The sequence below is a fragment of the Roseateles agri genome (assembly GCF_034043675.1).
Taxonomy (GTDB): Bacteria; Pseudomonadota; Gammaproteobacteria; order Burkholderiales; family Burkholderiaceae_C; genus KK5.
The window spans coordinates 273,563-292,615 of the sequence record NZ_JAXCLA010000008.1 but is presented as its reverse complement, the minus strand read 5'-3'; the positions used below and the strand labels follow the sequence as shown (position 1 = coordinate 292,615).

Genomic DNA, 19,053 nt, shown 5'->3' with positions numbered 1-19,053 from the left:
TCGTCGGATGTCTTGTGCTGATCGCCGCGGCCGCTCAGGCCGCCGGCTTCGAATGACTTCGGTCAGCCTTGATCTGCCGTGCCGAGGGCGTCGCAGTCGAAGATGCAGGCATGGTCGACCGACCCAAACCTGACGCTCGCCGGAGTCAGCTGCTGGCCGCTTGTTGTCGATCGAACCAACATCAGCGGTGCATCTCTCGTCTCTCAAGCCCGCGCACGGTACAGGAGCAGGAAGGCCGAGCGACTCTAGACAGCCCTCCAGGAGCGCCCGCATGGGTCGAAGGCAATCCTTGCGACCGGGCCGAGAACAGGTCCTTATCTTTCTGCACTACCCAAGCAGCCGCTTCGCACGATCGACGACTGCTTCGACCGTGAACCCGTAGCGCGCCAGCAGTTCGCCCGCTGGCGCCGACGCGCCGAAGCGTTCGATCCCCAGCATGTCTCCGTCCGGCCCGACGTAGCGATCCCAGCCCTGGCGCACGCCCAGCTCGACAGCCAGACGCGCGGTGACTGCAGGCGGCAGCACTTCGTCCCGGTAGGCCTGGGGCTGTGCCTCGAACAGGTCCCAGCTCGGCATGGAGACGCAGCGCACGGCGATGCCCTCGGCGGCGAGCTTCTCGGCCGCGGCTGTGATCAGGCCAACCTCCGAGCCACTGGCGATCAGGATCAGCGCCGGTGGTGAGGCCGGGTCCGTGTCGCAGAGCAAATACGCGCCGCGACGCACGCCCTCGGCACTCGCGTAGCGGCCGCGGTCCAGCGTGGCCACGTCCTGCCGCGTGAGCGCCAGCAGCACCGGGCGGTCGCGTGTCTCGACGGCGATCCGCCAGGCGACCGCCGTCTCGTTGGCATCGGCCGGGCGCAACAGGGTGACCTCGGGCAACGCGCGCAGGCTGGCGAGCTGTTCGACCGGCTGGTGCGTGGGGCCGTCCTCGCCGAGGGCCAGGCTATCGTGTGTGAAGACGTGTACCACGTGCAGTCCCGACAGCGCAGCCAGGCGGATCGGCGGGCGCATGTAGTCGGAGAAGATCAGGAAGGTGGAGCCGTAGGCGATGAAGCCGCCGTGCGCGGCCATGCCGTTGACGATGGCCCCCATCGCGTGCTCGCGCACGCCGAAGTGCACATTGCGGCCGGCGTAGCTCCAGCCGCCGGCGTCCGAGCCTTCGCAGTCCTTGCCGCCGGGGGGCGACACCGGGTTGAAGTCTCCCAGCCCCTTCAGTGCGGTATGCGTGGAGGGATCGAGATCGGCAGAGCCGCCTGTCAGCGCGGGCAGGTGGGCGGCGATGGCATTCATCACCTTGCCGCCGGCCACACGCGTGGCCATGCCCTTGGCGTCGGCGGGGAAAATCGGGATGTCGGCGTCCCAACCGGCCGGCAGCTCGCCACGCAGCCGCTGAGCCAGTTCGCGCGCGAGTTGGGGTTGCGCCTGGGTGTAAGCGTCGATGCTCGCGTTCCATGCGGCCTGCGCTTCCTGGCCGCGTTGCAGCGCCTCGCGGAAGTGCGCCAGCGCCGCCTCGGGGATCAGGAAGGGGGGCTCGGCGGGCCAGCCCAGCGCGGCCTTCGTCTTCTTCACGTTGTCGGCACCCAGCGGCGAGCCGTGGGCCTTGAAGCTGTCCTGCAGCGGCGAGCCGAAGCCGAGGTGCGTGCGCACCAGGATCAGCGTGGGCCGGCCGGTCTCGTCGCGTGCGGCGGCCAACGCGGCGTCGATGGCGTCGAGGTCGTTGCCGTTGTCCACGTTGATCGTCTGCCAGCCATAGGCCTCGAAGCGTTTGGCGCGATCTTCCGAGAAGCTCATGTCAGTGCCGGCGGACAGCGTCACCGCGTTGTTGTCGTACAGGCAGATCAGCTTGCCGAGCTTCAGGTGCCCGGCCAGCGAGGCGGCCTCGGCCGCGACGCCTTCCATCAGGTCGCCATCGCTGGCGATGACCCAGGTGCGGTGGTCCACGACCGTATGCCCCTCGCGGTTGTAGCGGGCCGCCAGCTGCGCTTCGCCGACGGCCATGCCCACCGCGTTGGCGAAGCCCTGGCCCAGCGGGCCCGTTGTCACTTCCACGCCCGGCGTGTGCCCGCGCTCGGGGTGGCCCGGCGCCTTGCTGCCCCACTGGCGGAAGCGCTGGATGTCGCCCAGCGGCAGGTCATAGCCGGTCAGGTGCAGCAGGCTGTAGAGCAGGGCCGAGCCATGGCCGGCCGACAGCACGAAGCGATCCCGGTCGGCCCATGACGGATCGTCCGGACGGTGTTTCAGGAAGCGGGTCCACAGCACATAGGCCATCGGCGCGGCGCCCAGCGGCAGCCCGGGGTGGCCGCTGTCGGCCTGCTGCACCATGTCGACGGACAGGAAGCGCAGCGTGTCGACGCATTGCTGATCGAGATCGGAGGAGGGCATGTGAGAAGCTTTCAGGTTCGGTCGATAGCGGCGTCGTCGCCGACTTCGTCATAGTCACTGCGGCGAGCGGCGCGGTTGCATTCGGCGCGGTGGAGCAATGCTTGCTGGGCGGCGGCGACGTTGGCGGCCTGGCCGATCAGGTCGCGCCATGCTCAGAATGGGTGCGTGCATCTCAGGTCTCCGTCTGCGTGCGCAACCTGCGGTAGCGCCGGATCAGCGCGTTGGTCGAGCTGTCGTGCGCCAGCGCGGGTTCGTTGCCACCGGTCAGCTCGGCCGCGGTCCGCTTCGCCAGCGACTTACCCAGCTCGACGCCCCATTGGTCGAAGGAGTCGATGCCCCAGACCGTGCCCTGCGTAAACACGCTGTGCTCGTACAGGGCGACCAGCGCGCCGAGCGTGGCGGGCGTTAGCCGCTCGACCAACAGCGTGCTGGTCGGACGGTTGCCTTCGAAGACGCGGTGCGGGACCAGCTTGGGCGCGCTGTCGCCGTCGGCCTTCACCTCATCGGCCGTCCGGCCGAAGGCCAGCGCCTCGGTCTGCGCGAACAGGTTGGCCATGAGCAGGTCATGCTGATCGCCGAGCGGATTCAGCGCCTTTGCGAAGCCGATGAAGTCACAGGGCACGATGCGCGTGCCCTGGTGGATCAACTGGTAGAACGAGTGCTGGCCGTTCGTGCCGGGCTCGCCCCAGACCACCGGCGAGGTGTCCACGCCGACGGGCTGCCCGTCCTCGCGCACATGTTTGCCGTTACTCTCCATCGTCAGCTGCTGCAGGTAGGCCGGCAGCCGCTTCAGGTACTGCTCGTAGGGCAGTACGGCCTGCGTGGCGGCGCCGAGGAAATTGTTGTTCCAGAGGGCCAGCAGCCCCATCAGCACCGGGAGGTTGCTCGTTAGCGGTGCGCTGCGGAAATGCTCGTCCATCTCGTGGAAGCCGCTGAGCAGCGCGCGGAAGTGCTCCGGGCCGACGGCGATCAGCGTGGACAGGCCGATCGCCGAATCCATCGAGTAGCGCCCGCCCACCCAGTCCCAGAAGCCGAACATGCTCCCGGGCGCGATGCCGAACTGCTTCACGCCCTCGGCGTTCGTCGACACCGCGACGAAATGCTTCGCCACCGCCGCCTCGTCCTCCAGGTGACTCAAGCACCAGTCACGCGCCGCATGCGCGTTCACGAGCGTCTCCTGCGTCGTGAAAGTCTTGGAGCAGACGATGAACAGAGTCTCGGCGGCGTCCAGGTCGCGCGTGGCCTCGACGAGGTCGGTGCCGTCGACGTTGGAGACGAAGCGCAGCGTCAGCGCGCGCTCGCTGTAGTGCCGTAGCGCCTCGTAGGCCATCACCGGGCCCAGGTCCGAACCGCCAATGCCGATGTTGACGATGTTGCGGATGCGTCGGCCGGTGTGGCCGCGCCAGTCGCCGTTGCGAACGGTCTCGGCGAAGCGGGTCATCGCATCGAGCACGGCGTGGACCTCGGCGACAACGTTCGTCCCGTCGACGACCAGGGCCATGCCCTGGGGCCGTCGCAGCGCTACATGCAGGGCCGCGCGCCGCTCGGTCGTGTTGATCACCTCGCCGCGGAACATCGCCTCGATGCGCTCGGGCAGCCCGCACTCGACGGCCAGCGCGAGCAGCAGGCGCAGCGTCTCGTCGGTGATGCGCTGCTTCGAGTAGTCGAGGTAGATCCCCGCTGCCTCAGCCGCGAAGCGCTCGCCGCGCGAGGAATCGTCCGCGAAGAGCTGACGCAGATGGCGCGAGCCGATCTCGCGGTGGTGTGCGGCCAGCGCCTGCCACATCGGGCTCTGCGCGAGGGGCGTCGGGCCGGCGCTCATGCCAGACCGGCCTTGCTCGCAGCGTTGCCAGCCCGCTCTGCCTTGTCGGCGATGCCTTTCAGCAAGGCCTCCCAGGACTTCTTGAACGAGTCGCCGCCTTCCTGCTGCAACTGCGCAGCGAGCGCCGTGTCGTCGATGCCCAGCGCGCCGTGCTCGGCGATCACCGCCTCCGCGTCGCCGCCGTCCGGCGCCATCACGGCGCCGACGCTGCCGTGGTCGGCGAAGGCCTCCAGCGTCTTGTCGGGCAACGTGTCGACGGTGTCGGGCGCGGCCAGCGCCTGCACGTAGAGCGTGTCCGGCGCGTCCGGGTCCTTGGTGCCGGTGCTGGCCCAGAGCAGGCGCTGCGGATGCGCGCCAGCGGCGGCGAGCTTCTGCCAGCGCGGCGCGGCCAGCAGTTCGCGGTAGGCGCGGTAGCAGCGCTGAGCGATGGCGATGCCGAGGCGGTTGCCTTTCTCCTTAGCCCGGTCCTTGGGCAGCTTGTCCTTCACCGCCACGTCCCAGCGGCTGACGAACAGCGACGCGACCGATTCCACCTTCGGATCGAGCCCTGCGGCGATGCGCCGCTCGATGCCGCGAAGATAGGCCTCGGCCGCGGCCAGATACTGCTCGCGCGAGAACAGCAGCGTCACGTTGACCGGCACGCCGGCGAAGATGGAGGCCTCGATCGCTTTCACGCCCGCGGCCGTGCCGGGGATCTTGATGTAGATGTTGTCACGCGCCGCCGCCCGGTGCAGCTGGGCGGCGGCGGCGATGGTGCCCTCGGCATCGTCCACCAGCAGCGGCGAGGCTTCCAGCGAGGCCCAGCCGTCCACGCCTTCTGTGGCCGCGTGGATGGGCTTGAACAGGTCGGCCGCGCGCCGCAGGTCGGTGATCGCCAGCTCGAAGAACAGCGCTTCGCCCGACTTGCCAGCGCGGCTCAGCTCGGCGATCTGCGCGTCATAGGCGGTGCTCTTGCCGATGGCGTGCTCGAAGATCGTCGGGTTCGACGTCAGGCCGGTGATGGCGAGCTCGTCGATATAACGCTGCAGCGTGCCGTCGTCGAGCATCTGCCGCGTGATGTTGTCCACCCACAGGCTCTGGCCCAGCGCGTGCAGTGCCTGTGTGTTGGCGTTCTTCTTCGTCATGGTCGGACCTCCAGGCGGGAGAAATCGATATCGAGCAGATCGGCGATGCAGCCAACGCTGAAGTCGGCGGCGGGCCGATCAGGAAGACGAGTGGGGCGCTCACGCCGATCGGGTCTCGCAAGGGGCCGGCGGCGGCGAGGGATCGGGGTCATGCCAGCCGCCGGCCTCGACGACCAGCGTGTCGGCTGCCACCGGCCCCCAGCTGCCCGGGGCATAGGGCAGGCAGGGCGCGTGGTCGTCCAGGACGGGGTCAACGACGGCCCAGGCGGCGTCCACCGCGTCCTGACGGGTGAACAGCGCGCGGTCGCCGGACATCGCGTCACCGAGCAGACGTTCGTAGGGCGCCTCCTCGCCGCGGGTGTCCTCGCAGGCGAGAAGCTCGCGCTGCTCACCGACATAGCCCTTGCCGGGCCGCTTCACCCGCGCCGCCAGCGCGATGGCTGGTGCCGGTTGCAGGCGGAAGCGCAGGTGATTCGGCTGCGACGACGCGTCGTCGAACAGTTGTTGCGGCGGCGGCTTCAGCCGCACCAGCACCTCGCCGGCGGAGACGGGCAGCTGCTTGCCCGCGCGCAGGTAGAAGGGCACGCCGGCCCAGCGCCAGGAGTCGATGAAGATGCGAACGGCGCAGAAGGTCTCGACGTCGGAGTTGTCAGCGACGTCCTTCTCCTGCCGGTAGCCCTCGTACTGGCCGCGCACGAGGTCCTCGCGCGCCAGCGGCCGCATCGCCTGGAATACCCCGGCCTTGGCCGCCTGCACGGCCTCGAACTCGCGGTGCACCGGCGGCTCCATCGCCAGCAGCGCGACGATCTGGAACAGGTGGTTCTCGACCACGTCGCGCAGCGCGCCCGCGCTCTCGTAGAAGCCACCGCGATCGCCGATGCCGAAGTCTTCGGCCAGCGTCACCTGCACGCTGGCGATGTGGTCGCGGTTCCAGATCGGTTCGAGGAAGGCGTTGGCGAAGCGGAAATACAGCAGGTTCATGATCGCCTCCTTGCCGAGGTAGTGGTCGATCCGGAAGATCGACGCCTCAGGAAAGGCGCTGTGAGCCACGGCATCCAGTTCGGCGGCCGAGGCTCGGTCGCGGCCGAAGGGCTTCTCCACGATCAGCCGCGCGTCGCTCGCCATCCCGGCGGCGCCGAGACCCTGGATCACCTTCTCGAACAGGTCCGGCGGGATGGCGAGGTAGTGCGCTGGCCGGCTCGCGCCACTGAGCGCGGCCTTCAGCCGATCGAAGGTGGCGGCGTCCTCGTACTTGCCGCTGACGTAGCTGAGCAGGGAGAGCAGCTTGTCCAACGCGGCGGCGTCATCGATGCCACCGGCCTGCTGTTCGAGGCTGTTCCGCACGCGGGCGTGCAGGGCCGCGATGTCGAGCGGACGCGAGGCCACGCCGATGACCGGCACGGCCAGCGTGCCTTTCTTCACCATCGCGTACAGGGCAGGCAGGATCTTCTTGTGCGCGAGGTCGCCGGTGAAGCCGAAGACGACCAGGGCGTCAGACGACGATGGAGGAGCGGCGGGGGTCATGTCTTGCCTTCGACGTTGGTTTCGACATGCCCACAGAACTCATGGCGCATCGCCGACAGCAGCTGGTTGGCGATGTCCTCCTCGCCGCGCGAGCTGAATCGCGCATACAGCGCGCCGCTCAGCACGGGAGTCGGCACGGGGGGCGGCAACGTCAGCCCGATCGCCCGCGGCTGGCTCGTCTTCGCCGCCAAGTCGGGCAGCGACACGGCCCCGACCGCGCCGTCCTTGCGCATCGCCTCGACCGTCGTGGGCCGCCGGTCGTGGACCGCGCGTTCATGGCCCTGGTGGATCAGCCGCCGCACCATGCTTGCGCCCGTGCGGCCCAGGCCGAGGCCGAGGCCGAGGCCGATCATCGCTGGTTGCATACCGTCGCTCCATGCCTTGTTCGATCGTCCATTTCAGCCCCGCGCTTCGAGGGGCCGAATCGGAAGGGGGCTCGTCGCGCTGTAGGCGCCCGCTGACGGGAAACAATGCTTGACGAAGCGACGTTTCGGGCCTTTCTTGCGTACTCTCGCAGCCTGGCGATCGCTCTGGCGTACTCAGGCTGGCCGAACAGCGCCGAGCACACCCACCAGAGCGTTGGCCCCGGCCTGCACGGCATGCCTGGCGGTGCTGACGTCCTGGCCGCTATCGACCTCGATCCACGGGGCCAGCGTGCTCGTCGCACATGCGCCGCAGCGCGCGGATCTTGGGCAGCACCATCGCGCTGCCCGGGCCCAGTTCACGGGTGCGGCTGAGCACGCGGTGCAGGTGGATCGTTGGCGCGGGCTCGGCTCGCACAAGCAGATGGTCGGCGACGGCGCGGCGGAAGTCCTCAATCCAGCGCTCGGGCTACACGATCATCAGGTGCACGCTGAGCGGCTTCGCGGTGAATCGCTGGACCGCCTGGACCGCAGCGGGGCTGAAACTGATGGTGGGCACGAAGCGGCCGTTCGTGGATGTCGACATGCATCCAGTCGGCGTCGGCGCGGTCGACGTCGCACACTTCTTTACCCCGTTGGCCGAGGTCGGCGGCGAGGATGGACGGCGCGACGATCAGCGGCTTCATGGCTGGGATTTGGCATCTGCCTCGCCATGGAGTTGACTGCCCGCATCGGCTCCGCGCGTCGGCTTTGTCCGACAGTTGTCCGCCGCTCAAGCGAAGCGATACACCAGGGCGTTTTGATAGAGGTCTGGACTCGAGACCTGGGCAGACGCGTGAATGTAGCTTGTTGGAAATTCCGCCATTTATACAGTTTAACTGTGCAGTTAAACTGTATATATGTTATGGTCTATCCATGCCAGGACAAACAACTGCCCCCAATCCAGACCTGCATGCCCTTGCCGGCGAATTGCGAATCAGCGTCGGCAAGCTGATACGGCGCGTACGGGAGCACTCGGCCTCCGGGGATTTCAGTTCCTCCCAGAAGTCGGTCCTGCTGCGCTTGGAACGTGACGGGCCGGCGACCGTTTCAGCGTTGGCGCGGGCCGAGAGCGTGAAGCCTCAATCGATGCGCATCACCGTTGCTGCACTTGAGGCGCAGGGCGCGATCCGCGGCGAGCCCGACCCCGGTGACGGGCGGAAGACCCTGATCGCACTGACCGAGGACTTCCGCGAGGCGCTGAAGACCCAGCGCGCCGCCAAGGAGGACTGGCTGTTTCGGGCACTGCAGGCGCAATTGACGCCGCAGGAGCAAAAAGAGCTCGCCGCCACGATCCCGCTGTTGCAACGCCTTGCCGAGTTCTGATTTCCCCGTCCGCCACACCCATCACGAACATGCCGCTCACCACCCTCGACCCGAGAACTGCTCTCATCGTTGTCGATCTGCAAAAGGGCATCGTTGCCCTCCCTCTTGCTCACCCGGTCGAAAACGTGATCGGCCGAACGCGTGCGCTGCTCGATGCGTTCCGCAAGAGGGGTCTGCCTGTCGTCCTGGTCAACGTCGCCGGCGGTGCACCCGGCCGCACCGAGCAGCCTCGCCGCGCGCTCGCCTTCACACCTGACTGGATAGAACTCATTCCCGAACTTGACCGCCAAGCCACCGACATCGCCGTGACGAAGCAGACCTGGGGTGCCTTCGCCAGCACCGACCTGGAAAGCCGCTTGAAGTCGCTCGGCGTCACCCAGGTCGTCATCACGGGCATCGCGACAGGCACCGGCGTGGAGGCGACCGCCCGCCAGGCCTACGAGCACGGCCTCAACGTCACGCTGGCCATCGATGCCATGACCGATGGGCGACCCGAGGCGCACGACTACAGCATCCGACAAGTCTTTCCGCGCCTGGGCGAAACCGGCACGGTCCAAGAGGTCATCGACCTGCTCGAAACCCGGAGCGCCTGATCATGTCCTGGCTGCAACTCCTGTCCTATTTCTTCGGCGGCGCCTTCCCAATGCGTTGCCGCACTTCGTCAGCGGGACGATGGGCAAGCCCTTCCAGAGCCCGTTCGCCAATCCGCCGGGCAAGGGCCTTTCGTCCTCGACGGTCAATGTGCTCTGGGGATTCTTCAATCTCGCCGTGGGCTACGTGCTCATTTGTCGGATCGGTGACTTCGATCTCAAGGCCACGGCCGATGCGGTGGCTCTCGGGCTCGGCATCCTGGGCATGGGCCTGATGCACGCACGGCTGTTCGGCCCCCTGCACGGCGGCGAGCACCCGGGGCGTTCATGAGCGCATCGGCCCGCGGCATCTTCCGTTCACTGCGGAGCTACAACTACCGGGTCTGGGCTGCTGGCGCGCTGGTCTCCAACGTCGGGACATGGATGCAGCGCACGGCGCAGGACTGGCTCGTGCTGACCCAGTTGACGGCGCACAGCGCTTCCGCCGTTGGCATCGTCATGTCGCTGCAGTTCGGGCCCCAGCTTCTGCTTTTGCCCTGGACGGGCTTTGCCGCCGACCACTTCAACCAGCGCAAGCTGCTGATGGTGACGCAGGCCACGCTGGGTGCCCTCGCACTGATGCTGGGACTGCTCACGGTCGCGGGCTGGGTTCAGCTTTGGCAGGTCTACGTGTTCGCCTTCCTCTCCGGCTGCGCCGCGGCCTTCGACGCCCCGGTGCGCCAGACCTTCGTGGCGGAACTCGTCGGCGATGACGATCTGCCGAACGCAGTCGCACTGAACTCCACCTCGTTCAACGCCGCGCGGATGATCGGCCCGGCCGTTTCTGGCCTCCTGATCGCGTCGGTCGGCACCGGGTGGGCGTTTCTGATCAATGGCGCCAGCTTCGTTGCGGTGCTTGTCTCGCTGTGCCTTTTCCGCACCGGCGAGCTGAAAGCCAACGCCCGGGCTGCGCGCACGCCGGGTGGTCTCACCGAAGGGTTCCGCTACGTGTGGTCCCGGCCGGACCTCAGGGCGATCTTGCTGATGTTGTTCCTGGTCGGCACCTTCGGCCTGAATTTCCCGATCTTCATCTCGACCATGGCCGTCGGCGTCTTCCACACCGACGCACGCGGCTACGGTCTGCTGTCGTCGACGATGGCCCTCGGCACGATCACCGGCGCATTTGCTTCTGCCGGCCGCGGCGTGCCGCGCTTCATGACGCTGCTGGTGGGCTCGCTGATCTTTGGCGTGGGCTGCACCCTGGCAGCGCTTGCCCCGGACGCCATCCTGTTCTCGGTTGCCCTGGTCGTGATCGGGGTCGGCGCGTTGACCTTCACCACGGCCACCAACACGCTGATGCAGTTGTCGACGGAGCCCGCCATGCGCGGCCGGGTGATGGCGATCCGGCTCGGCGTCGCGCTCGGCAGCACGCCTATCGGTGCGCCCATCGTCGGGTGGATCGCCGACCATCCTGGCCCGCGATGGGCGCTGGGCATCGGAGCCTTGTCGGGCTTCGGCGCAGCGCTGGTGGCCATACGCGTGCTGCGGCGGAGGGGTGGAGCGTCAGCCAGGTGAATCGACGTTCTTCCGATCAGCAGGGAGCCAGCAACTCAGATCTTGTGGCTTGGACCCTCTGCAGCCAGCGCGTCACGGGCATTGCATTGGCGCGGACCAGCCGTTGATGCCTGACAAGGGCTGCGGGTTGTCAGCGGCCCTTGCTGGGTGAGTTCACGACCGGGACCCTTGCCGGCTGGACTACCGACTGGCATGCAGCGCGTTGTGGACGGTCATCGCGGCGATGGCGCCGTGCCCGAAAGCGACGGCCAACTGGTCGAGGCCAGTCACAACGTCACCAGCCGCATAGATGTCGATCTCAACGCACGCCCCGAGGCGACAACGGACAAGACGGCGGAGACAGACAGGCTGGCCCCAATGCACAACATAGCGATCACCGGCGCTCTCGCCACGGACATTGAATCGGGGAAAGTACATGCGACGCTGAAGAACACGCCGCCGATGGCTGCGATGCCCAGTGCTGCGCTGATCTGAAGCGCTGAATTCGCTATGCCGGCGATCATGCCGGAGCCGGCGCGCCGGTGCGCGACTGATGACCGAGCGAACGAGCGTCGGCAATGCCCAGCGTTGGCCGAATCCCAGGAGCCCAATCGAGAGGATTTCCAGTAGCCGGGGCGAAGGCGGCTGGGCAGCATGCCGGCTCGATGTCTCAGCTGCCTTCGTTGTCAGCCGACTTGGCAGCAGCGGTGCGCGTGCGGCCGAGAAATTGACTGACGCTTGCGCGGAATCTGACGATCGCCTCTTCGGACACGTCGTCGTCAGCAGGGCGGGCAACAAGGTTCTGCCCCGAAAACGCAGCGATCGATCCCCGCAGCACCCCGACTTCCATGGGGTTGGGTTGCCTCGTCCAGGGAGGCACATACCGGGTGACAAACCCTATCCTCTGCAAGGGCGAGCTGTTTGCCTGCGAGCCGTGTATCGCACGCACATGGTGAATCGAACATTCGCCCGGAGCCAGCTGCACATCGACAACATCGGGACAAGCCGGTAGATCTCGGATTTCTTGTGCTCGGCTCAGGACGTTCTTCGACGACGTGCCCTCTTGGTGATGCTGAAGTTGACCAAGATGCGTGCCTCGCATGACTTGCATCGCACCGTTCTCGACGGTACTGGGCGTCAATGCGATCCAGACTGACACGACGTCATCACCGGACATGGCCCAATAGCGGCTGTCCTGATGCCACCCTACATAGGCGTCGTCCTCCGGATACTTGCAGAAGACTGAAGTGGCCCAGATGGCCAGATCAGGCCCGATCAGTGATTCAGCGATGTCCAGGGCCGCCGGATGCGCAGCGACGTCCCAAGCCCATTGGAATGCGCGATGCAACTGCGTCAGCTCAAGCGGTGTCGGCCGCCCGCCGAGCGCCTGTTCGAGTTGCGTGTAGCGTTGACGAACCGTAGTGACTTCCTCCGCTTGGAGTACCCGCAGCGGAAAGAGTACGCCGTGCTCGGCATATCGATTCTTTTCATCCTCGGACAACATCGCCTGCTCCCTTTTCGTTGTCGGGGCTCATCCGTCAACCCAGCATGTCCAGATGGTTTCTGGGGTGGCCGCATCGCCCTCCGCGACGCCGAGCCGTGCGATCAGCGAACCACCACCGTCGAATGCGCCACTCTCCGATCCTGGCTCAAGTGGCCGATCGCTCAAGCTGAGATCTACGGCGCCCGATCGGTACCAGCGCGTGATGTGTGTCTCTTCGTCGTGTAGCACCAGAAGCACGCCGACCTTCTTTGAGGCATCCTTGTCCGCGGCCCAGAGTTGCTCGGCTGTCTGCCGCACCAACTCCAGGGCGATGGCGCCGTTGTGGTCAGAGCCTTCACCGGTCTCGACCAGCCCGGCCAGCATATGCTGAGCAGCAGCCTGTACCGACGCAAACCCAACGCCTGGCTTGTGCACTGCTCCGAAGACACCGGCATGGCTGGTCCGTGCGAATCCGGGGGACATGCCTGGTTTCCACAGCAGTCTCACCGGCGCTTGCCTGCGTTCAGTCACTTTCTGCAGCTCAAGGGCGGCCGCGTCGACGAGTGCGCGCTGTTCCGAGAGCGACGCAGCCACTTCCCAATCGTCGATTGCCCGCGTTCGGTCGAGCATGACCATGAACGCGTCGCGTATGCGAACGGGCGATGGCAGATCCTGACCTGCGGCGGCGAGCCGCGAAACGCCAGCACAACGGCGCGCGAGGTTCAGGAGGCGGTCGCGCAGATCCGCGCTGCTGCCAATGGAAGCTCTGGCGCACAGCCCGGCCATCAATCTGAAGAAGTTCAGCCTGGTGATGTTGTCGATCGCGTGCCGTTCGACCGCCTCGAGGTATTGGCGAGCGAATGCGGGGAACACGGCGAGCGCCCGATCCATCTCGCCAGCCTGCAGCCAAAAATCCATCTGCCTGCGACGGAGCTGAAAGCCCTCGTGCTGGAGCACCCGTTCCATCGCCGTCTGCGGATAGAGATGACATTCGCATAGCCAAGTGGCGTCCAGGGCCTTCCATCGGCCGGCCCTGACCGGTGCGTCGGCATTCTCCGCGGACTGGCGCGCCGCAAGCCACTCGCCCTGTTCAGCCAGGTATGTCACCAGAGACCGTCGCATGCGCGCCTCATGGAGCGTCAACTGCTGCACCAAGTGGTGATCGCTTCCTTCGCGGGCCAAGCGTACTTCGAGTCCTTCGAGTGACTTGGTGCAAAGGTCCACCGCGAGCGAGTGGCGAGAGTTCAGCTTGTAGACGATGGACAGCAACCACTCAATGTCCAGTTCTGCCTGCAGCTTCTGCGGTGAATCGGGAAGGCCGAGCAAGAGTGCGCGTGCCTCGTCGATTGCACGCCCGGCAGGAATCGGGCGTCGCAGCTTCGTGTGCTGCTCCGAAAGCATGATCCACAGTCGTGCATGCACAGCACGCTGCAAGGCCGTTGGGAATCGGTAGGCTGCAGCCTGAGATTGGGCGCGCTCGATCCGGTCTATCAGAGCTTGTGTAGGGGCCGAGGAGAGCCAAAGGTCAATGAGGTCACCCAGTTCCGATGGGCCGATCGGCGTGTCCGCGCACTGTCCTACTTGAACGGTGCCCGCAGGCAACAGACTGCGGTGGCGATGGTTCAGGTGCGCTCTGAAGGCCTCGGACGGTGGCGCCAGCCGCGAGGCGCGGCGCTCAACCTCGTCGAGATCGACGCCAAGATTCCTGGCTAACGCCTGCATTGCAGGCTGACTCGCCGTATCGGTCCCGTGCCGAATGAAGACTGCATCGAAGCGGATGGCTGTCCCATCCATCACTGACTCGCCGTATCCATCCTTCCATGTCAACGACACGCCACTCGGCCGATAGATGAGCACAGGATCTTTGACGTCTCTCTGAGTTTCCAGGAGGCGCGTGACCAGAAGACGATGCATGATGTTGGCATTGGCTGCCAGGCATGGATGCGGGATCTTTCCGGCAAGCCACAGACGCGTGTCGCCCCGAATCTGTTCACGTAGGTAGGCGTCAATCTCTGGTACTTTGACGCTACAGAACTCCCCAACGTAGTGCTCGACCTCGTCGGCGTCGGCCAGGTCCAGTGCGCGAAGACTCGCGTCGAGCCTCCTGAGATGGGACCGCGCGCCTTCATCGACACGATGGAGTACCGCGTTGAGCACCGTGTCATGTCTGAAGCTGGACAGCACACCTCGCAGGACGTCGATGAGGCCGCCGTCCCCCGTGCCACTCACGAGGACCTCCCGCCTCCGGTCGGCCGCGCCACCGAACTCGCGCATCAGTTGATCGACGGAATCGTTCTCCCAATAGTACGGGGTGGGATGTGGGGTCTGGCGTTCAACACCAAAGCCAGCGGCCACGATCACGAAGTCATAGGACCGGCTGAAGGTCCCGCGTGGACCTTTGCCCAGGATTGCTAACTCATGGCTGGGTAGCCACTTCAGATCCTGTACGCGATGCCCCAGGTAGCAGTTGACCTGGCCAGGATGCTTTGCCTCGATGACAGCCCATTGCTTCAGAAGCTGAATGCAAACTTCATCTGCATAGGCTGCATGCCAGTTCATCAAGGGCAGCAGCGCGTCCTCACCTGGCCGGCTGTCATTGTCCTCATACGGCCACTCGATCACGTAGGGATGGAGGTATCGAGTCTTGCAATGGCGCTGCAAGGGGAGGAGGGCAGACGCGCGCTCGTATACGTCGATGCTCGCTGCGGCCGTCCATTCGACAACCGCAGCGGCGGCGGTCATTCCAGCCACACCACCGCCAACAACGGCAATCCGAGCCTTGCTCATCTGGGCCAAAAGCATGTCGACCAGATTGAGCGCGCGCAGTTGCTGCGAGCGCAAGGTGATACGTCCTGCAAACTGCCCGATCAGGAACACGCGGCAATCGGCTGCGGGTTTGGTTGCGGCGAAGTCTTCAAGATGTTCCACCAGCTCTCCCCGGGGCCTCAGGTACCGGATTGTGTCAAAAGCGGCTGGACCCCGGTCGTGTGAATAGTTGGGAAGGCCCAATCTTTGGCACGCCGGTGCGGCCCGGATCCGATGCCGATCGTCCTACGTTGGTCCGAGTGGCGGTCCCGCAGGGACTTGCTGGTCACGGCTCTAGCATGCGTTGCAACATTAGGAGAAGCAATGAACGCCACCAGCACGTCGCCGGGAGGAATCCCCAGTAGTCCGATTGCTCCGTTGTCCGCAGCGGAAGGGGACCCACCACAAAGACATGCGCACAGTATCTGCTGGGCGGCCGTGATCGCTGGAGCAGCCGGGGCCGCCTCTCTGTCCTTGATTCTTCTGCTTCTTGGTGTCGGACTAGGGTTGTCCTCGGTATCGCCATGGTCAAGTGAAGGCGTGACGGGGAAAACTCTCGGCATTTCAACGATAGCCTGGCTCACGATCACCCAGTTGGCGGCGTCTGGGATGGGCGGTTATCTTGCCGGACGTTTGCGCCATCGATGGGCTTCGGTCCATGCAGATGAGGTGTACTTCAGGGATACCGCCCACGGTTTCCTTGCGTGGTCTGTTGCCACGCTAGTCACTGCGAGCATGTTGACGGCTGCGGTCGGATCGATCGTAAGCGGCGGCGCCAAGGCAGGCGGCGCGATCATCGGCGGCACCAGTGTGGGCGCGATGGCGGCTGCGCCGACCGCGGCTTCCTCGGCCAGTGCGGCCGGTACCAGTGACAACTATTTCGTCGACTCCCTTTTTCGGAGCACGGGATCCCCTCAAGGCTCCGCAGCAACGGGCGCGCCTGCGGGCGGCCCCGCACCGACAGATGAAGTTGCCCGCATCTTTGCGCACGCTGCTGGTTCCGACGCCCTGGGTGCAGACGACACCCGCTACGTGGGCCAGCTCGTTTCTGAACGGACCGGCTTGAACCAACAAGACGCGGAGAAACGTGTGACTGATGCCTACGCCCGCATGCAAGCCAAAGCAGCTGAGGCCAAGGCGACGGCAGACAAGGCCCGCAAGGCCGCTGCGGCCGCATCGCTGTGGGGCTTCATCGCCTTGCTGGTGGGGGCCTTCATTGCCAGCGTGCTGGGTGTTGTGGGCGGACGGCATCGCGATCGGTTCTGACAACACCTACAGGAGATCAATATGCGCTCACTACTTCTTTGGCTACTCGGCGTTCCGATCCCCATCATCATCCTCATCGCCCTCTTCATGCATTGAAAGCGCGTCATTCCTCGTGGCGCCCGCCGATGCTCGTTGCGTCCTCCTCTGGAAGACCTCCGCGTATTCGGTTCGTGCTGCATACGCTCGGCTACTGACACGCTGCATGGTTGGGCAGAGGCAATGATGGGGATTTGTTGGCTACGGTGATATCTACGCGCAGTTCCGCCGTAACTTCGACCTGGGCGGCCAGGGTGGCGGCAGTCAAGCGACTCGACGGAGCGTCGACGTGGCGCCCTGCCCATTGACTCCGTGGCGTGTCTGGTCGATCGGATGACGGCATCTTGCTTGCCGACTGTTCGCTCAACGAAGCAACCGGTTCATCGTCATGGATCAAGACATCCCCGTTTTCGGCGAAGACCCGTCGCCTTCTTCCGACCGTTCTGGCCAAGAGAGCGTCCCAGACCCGGTACAGGACAGTACGGGCAATGAGCCGCCGCTCGATGGCGACAGTACAGAGGAAAGCACATCACCCACCGCGACCGAGCCGTTGATCGACTGGGTGCGTGAGCACCCGTTGGTCGCAGTGGCCGCCGCCCTCGGCCTGGGCTTGGTTGTGGGTGTGCTCCTGGCTCGGTCTGCCCGCTGAAGACAACTTGGCCGGGCGCCCAGCGCTACCGGGCGTTGCAGCAGGGCTGCCAGAGAGGGGCGACCAGATCACGATCTAGCTCCCTCGACATCCCTGCCTCACGCCTAGCGCCTGTCGCGGCTTCGGCGGGTCGAGACGAAGGCGATGACGGCCAGTCCAGCGGCGAGCAACGCATAGGACTCGGGCTCGGGCACGGCGGACGAGAAGTTGATCGAACCACCGCCTTGCCGGATCGTGAAGCCACCGTTGATCAATGAGACCTGTGAGCTCGTGTTCGAGAACGAAGTCAATGCCTGATTCATGAACGGGTTCGGCGACGCGAAGAATGCGCCGCCGGCGGTTCCGTCCATCGTGAGTATTGCGTTGGCCGAGGGCGCGAACAAGGGGGCGGACGGGGTCGTGGTCACGCTGCCGGTACCGGGAACAAGCATTCCGGAGGCCAGGGCGATGGCTCCAGTTGCCGTGGTCATCGGCATGTTTCCCGCGTCGAAACCGAAGGTGGCAGTCCCGTTGTATCCGTAAAGGGTATATGTGAGGCTATCGAGAGTACCGAACGTCGGGCCGGTCGTGGGGTCGGTGCCGAAGGTGGTATGACCCGCGCCGGCGAACTGAACATACAGGCCGTACCCGGTATTCAATCCAGCAGCCATCGCCATCCCGCCGCCGAGTTGCGCGCCGGTCACGCTCAGATAGCCGGTCTCCGTAAAGGCACCTGCAGGTCCATTGAGGACGGTTGAAAAATTCGAGACGAGGAGGTTGTCGGCGGTGAAGGCGCTACCGGCGAGGCCAATGGTCGATGGGTCCAGGGTGAAGCTGGGCAGGGCGCTGGCGCTGAGGGAGGCCAAGGCAAGGCCGATCGACAGAAGTGTCTGGCGGAAAACTGCTGGAAGCTGGGTCCGGCATTTCAGGTTCATGGTGTCTCCTTCTCCGTCCGCGATGCGGACGACAACTTGCTAAGAGATTCGGCGCACATTCATGAGAATGCGCGCCGGTCCGAGTCGTCCGCATGAGCACGACCCGGGCCGCCAAGGCAATGCGAGTGCCTGAATCTCTATCGTGCTCCGAGCATTTCCTACGCCGGTTTGGCTTGAATGCGTACAGCGCTGCGGCCTCAAGGTGACTAAGCTGGTATTTGCAGCGGCCCCAGGAGCACAGCATGGTTACCTCCGCCAGATCGATCGCCTCGCTCACGCTGAGCTTCGGGCTCGTCAATGTCCCCGTTCGATTGTTCTCAGCCACGGAGAGTGGCTCGGAGATCCAGTTCAAACTGTTGGACAAGGATGGGAGCCGGCTCAAGCAGCAGTACGTGAATGAGCGGACCAAGAAGGTCGTCGAGCGCAAGGATATGGTGAAGGGCTACGAGGTCGAGCCCGATCATTTCGTGTTGTTCTCACCCGAGGAACTCAAGAACCTCGAGGAAGGCAGCAGCCATGTGATCGAGATCGTGTCATTCGTCCCGATCGCGGCGATCGATCCGCTGTTCTACGACAAGTCCTATCTCCTCGCGCCGGACAAACGGGGCGCCAAGCCGTATGGTCTGCTGCGCGAGGCCATGCTGAAGGCGGGGCGGTGCGCGCTTGCCAAGTGGGCTTGGAAGGCCAAGCAGAACATCGTCCAGGTGCGCGCCACCGAAGATGGGCTGATCCTCCAGCAGCTCCGCTATGCCGATGAGGTCCGGTCGTTGAAGGATCTCAATATCGAGGATGCCGAGGTGAAGCCGGCGGAGTTGCAGCTGGCGCTGCAGTTGGTCGACCAGATCGCAGTCGACGATTTCAACCCCGAGTCGTTCGAGGACGAGGAGAAGCAACGGGTGCTGGCGGCCATTGACGAGAAGATCCGTGGCAAGCAGGTCGTTGCTTCGGCGCACAGTGAGGATGCGGCCAGCAGCGGGCAGGTCATCGACCTGATGGAAGCGCTGCGGGCGAGCCTTGGCAAGCCTGCTGCCTCGCAGCAGGCGACGAAGTCGAACAGCGGGGCCGGGAACAAGGCTTCTAACGTGACCCCGATCAAGGAAGCTGCTCCTGCACGCAAGGAAGTCAAGCGTGCAACTGCGAAGGCGGCCCCCAGTCCAGTCTCAGCACGTGCGCGAGCGAGAAAGTGAATGCGCCTGCA

17 protein-coding genes and 1 pseudogene are annotated in these 19,053 nt (G+C 65.4%); 8 read left to right on the top strand and 10 right to left on the bottom strand.

Going from position 1 to position 19,053, the window contains the following annotated elements; genetic code table 11:
- Positions 1-327: 327 nt before the first annotated feature.
- From tkt to SNE35_RS24130, 7 genes are all read right to left on the bottom strand, one after another.
- Positions 328-2,382 carry a transketolase gene (gene tkt, locus SNE35_RS24160; RefSeq protein WP_320425582.1) on the bottom strand — a complete coding sequence of 685 codons (2,055 nt, stop codon included), beginning with the start codon at positions 2,380-2,382 and terminating at the stop codon, positions 328-330.
- Positions 2,383-2,554: 172 nt separating this feature from the next.
- Positions 2,555-4,204 carry a glucose-6-phosphate isomerase gene (pgi, locus tag SNE35_RS24155; RefSeq protein ID WP_320425581.1) on the bottom strand — a complete coding sequence of 550 codons (1,650 nt, stop codon included), beginning with the start codon at positions 4,202-4,204 and terminating at the stop codon, positions 2,555-2,557.
- Complete coding sequence (tal, locus tag SNE35_RS24150) at positions 4,201-5,328, bottom strand: transaldolase (protein ID WP_320425580.1); 1,128 nt, start codon at positions 5,326-5,328, stop codon at positions 4,201-4,203. The genes pgi and tal overlap by 4 nt, the downstream gene beginning before the upstream one ends.
- 99 nt (positions 5,329-5,427) lie before the next feature.
- Positions 5,428-6,852, bottom strand: coding sequence for a glucose-6-phosphate dehydrogenase (gene zwf, locus SNE35_RS24145; protein WP_320425579.1), 1,425 nt, complete (start codon positions 6,850-6,852; stop codon positions 5,428-5,430).
- Positions 6,849-7,217 carry an NAD(P)-binding domain-containing protein gene (locus SNE35_RS24140; protein ID WP_320425578.1) on the bottom strand — a complete coding sequence of 123 codons (369 nt, stop codon included), beginning with the start codon at positions 7,215-7,217 and terminating at the stop codon, positions 6,849-6,851. Before SNE35_RS24140 ends, zwf begins: the two co-directional genes overlap by 4 nt.
- Positions 7,218-7,479: 262 nt before the next feature.
- Complete coding sequence (locus SNE35_RS24135; RefSeq protein ID WP_320425577.1) at positions 7,480-7,632, bottom strand: hypothetical protein; 153 nt, start codon at positions 7,630-7,632, stop codon at positions 7,480-7,482.
- Between the two features lie 34 nt (positions 7,633-7,666).
- Entirely contained in the window at positions 7,667-7,900 is a 234-nt protein-coding gene (locus SNE35_RS24130) for a hypothetical protein (protein WP_320425576.1), read from the bottom strand.
- Between the two features lie 229 nt (positions 7,901-8,129).
- Between SNE35_RS24130 and SNE35_RS24125 the strand changes: the two genes are divergently transcribed.
- The 5 genes and pseudogenes from SNE35_RS24125 (at position 8,130) to SNE35_RS24105 (ending at position 11,197) form a co-directional block, all read left to right on the top strand.
- Complete coding sequence (locus SNE35_RS24125; protein ID WP_320425575.1) at positions 8,130-8,579, top strand: MarR family winged helix-turn-helix transcriptional regulator; 450 nt, start codon at positions 8,130-8,132, stop codon at positions 8,577-8,579.
- A 29-nt stretch (positions 8,580-8,608) separates the two neighbouring features.
- Positions 8,609-9,172 carry an isochorismatase family protein gene (locus tag SNE35_RS24120; RefSeq protein WP_320425574.1) on the top strand — a complete coding sequence of 188 codons (564 nt, stop codon included), beginning with the start codon at positions 8,609-8,611 and terminating at the stop codon, positions 9,170-9,172.
- A 2-nt stretch (positions 9,173-9,174) separates the two neighbouring features.
- A pseudogene (locus SNE35_RS24115) lies at positions 9,175-9,500 on the top strand (hypothetical protein).
- Entirely contained in the window at positions 9,497-10,723 is a 1,227-nt protein-coding gene (locus SNE35_RS24110; RefSeq protein WP_320425573.1) for an MFS transporter, read from the top strand. Before SNE35_RS24115 ends, SNE35_RS24110 begins: the two are co-directional and overlap by 4 nt.
- Positions 10,724-10,915: 192 nt before the next feature.
- Positions 10,916-11,197 carry a hypothetical protein gene (locus SNE35_RS24105; protein WP_320425572.1) on the top strand — a complete coding sequence of 94 codons (282 nt, stop codon included), beginning with the start codon at positions 10,916-10,918 and terminating at the stop codon, positions 11,195-11,197.
- Between the two features lie 175 nt (positions 11,198-11,372).
- Here SNE35_RS24105 and SNE35_RS24100 read toward each other — a convergent pair whose 3' ends face one another.
- Together SNE35_RS24100 and SNE35_RS24095 are read right to left on the bottom strand one after the other, a co-directional pair.
- Positions 11,373-12,206 carry a phytanoyl-CoA dioxygenase family protein gene (locus tag SNE35_RS24100; RefSeq protein ID WP_320425571.1) on the bottom strand — a complete coding sequence of 278 codons (834 nt, stop codon included), beginning with the start codon at positions 12,204-12,206 and terminating at the stop codon, positions 11,373-11,375.
- Between the two features lie 27 nt (positions 12,207-12,233).
- Positions 12,234-15,113 (bottom strand): hypothetical protein, encoded by a 2,880-nt coding sequence (locus tag SNE35_RS24095; protein WP_320425570.1) that lies wholly within the window; start codon positions 15,111-15,113, stop codon positions 12,234-12,236.
- A gap of 351 nt (positions 15,114-15,464) precedes the next feature.
- On the opposite strand from SNE35_RS24095, the gene SNE35_RS24090 reads away from it, so the two are divergent.
- A complete protein-coding gene (locus SNE35_RS24090; protein WP_320425569.1) occupies positions 15,465-16,256 on the top strand; it encodes a hypothetical protein in 792 nt (263 codons plus the stop codon).
- A gap of 424 nt (positions 16,257-16,680) precedes the next feature.
- Positions 16,681-16,941, top strand: coding sequence for a glycine zipper domain-containing protein (locus SNE35_RS24085; RefSeq protein WP_320425568.1), 261 nt, complete (start codon positions 16,681-16,683; stop codon positions 16,939-16,941).
- Positions 16,942-17,045: 104 nt separating this feature from the next.
- Here the strand turns inward: SNE35_RS24085 and pepA are convergent, their stop codons facing one another.
- On the bottom strand, positions 17,046-17,855 hold the full coding sequence (pepA, locus tag SNE35_RS24080; protein WP_320425567.1) for a flocculation-associated PEP-CTERM protein PepA: 810 nt from the start codon (positions 17,853-17,855) through the stop codon (positions 17,046-17,048).
- Between the two features lie 242 nt (positions 17,856-18,097).
- Between pepA and ku the strand changes: the two genes are divergently transcribed.
- Positions 18,098-19,042 (top strand): non-homologous end joining protein Ku, encoded by a 945-nt coding sequence (gene ku, locus SNE35_RS24075; RefSeq protein ID WP_320425566.1) that lies wholly within the window; start codon positions 18,098-18,100, stop codon positions 19,040-19,042.
- Positions 19,043-19,053: the final 11 nt, after the last annotated feature.

Excerpts from the sequence above, each read along its gene's own strand:
- SNE35_RS24110 (WP_320425573.1), top strand. The coding sequence starts at position 9,497 with ATGAGCGCATCGGCCCGCGGCATCTTCCGTTCACTGCGGAGCTACAAC.
- SNE35_RS24120 (WP_320425574.1), top strand. The coding sequence starts at position 8,609 with ATGCCGCTCACCACCCTCGACCCGAGAACTGCTCTCATCGTTGTCGAT.
- tkt (WP_320425582.1), bottom strand. The coding sequence starts at position 2,382 with ATGCCCTCCTCCGATCTCGATCAGCAATGCGTCGACACGCTGCGCTTC.
- tal (WP_320425580.1), bottom strand. The coding sequence starts at position 5,328 with ATGACGAAGAAGAACGCCAACACACAGGCACTGCACGCGCTGGGCCAG.
- ku (WP_320425566.1), top strand. The coding sequence starts at position 18,098 with ATGGTTACCTCCGCCAGATCGATCGCCTCGCTCACGCTGAGCTTCGGG.
- SNE35_RS24140 (WP_320425578.1), bottom strand. The coding sequence starts at position 7,217 with ATGCAACCAGCGATGATCGGCCTCGGCCTCGGCCTCGGCCTGGGCCGC.
- SNE35_RS24105 (WP_320425572.1), top strand. The coding sequence starts at position 10,916 with ATGCAGCGCGTTGTGGACGGTCATCGCGGCGATGGCGCCGTGCCCGAA.
- pepA (WP_320425567.1), bottom strand. The coding sequence starts at position 17,855 with ATGAACCTGAAATGCCGGACCCAGCTTCCAGCAGTTTTCCGCCAGACA.
- SNE35_RS24085 (WP_320425568.1), top strand. The coding sequence starts at position 16,681 with ATGGATCAAGACATCCCCGTTTTCGGCGAAGACCCGTCGCCTTCTTCC.
- SNE35_RS24130 (WP_320425576.1), bottom strand. The coding sequence starts at position 7,900 with ATGAAGCCGCTGATCGTCGCGCCGTCCATCCTCGCCGCCGACCTCGGC.
- pgi (WP_320425581.1), bottom strand. The coding sequence starts at position 4,204 with ATGAGCGCCGGCCCGACGCCCCTCGCGCAGAGCCCGATGTGGCAGGCG.
- SNE35_RS24100 (WP_320425571.1), bottom strand. The coding sequence starts at position 12,206 with ATGTTGTCCGAGGATGAAAAGAATCGATATGCCGAGCACGGCGTACTC.
- zwf (WP_320425579.1), bottom strand. The coding sequence starts at position 6,852 with ATGACCCCCGCCGCTCCTCCATCGTCGTCTGACGCCCTGGTCGTCTTC.
- SNE35_RS24125 (WP_320425575.1), top strand. The coding sequence starts at position 8,130 with ATGCCAGGACAAACAACTGCCCCCAATCCAGACCTGCATGCCCTTGCC.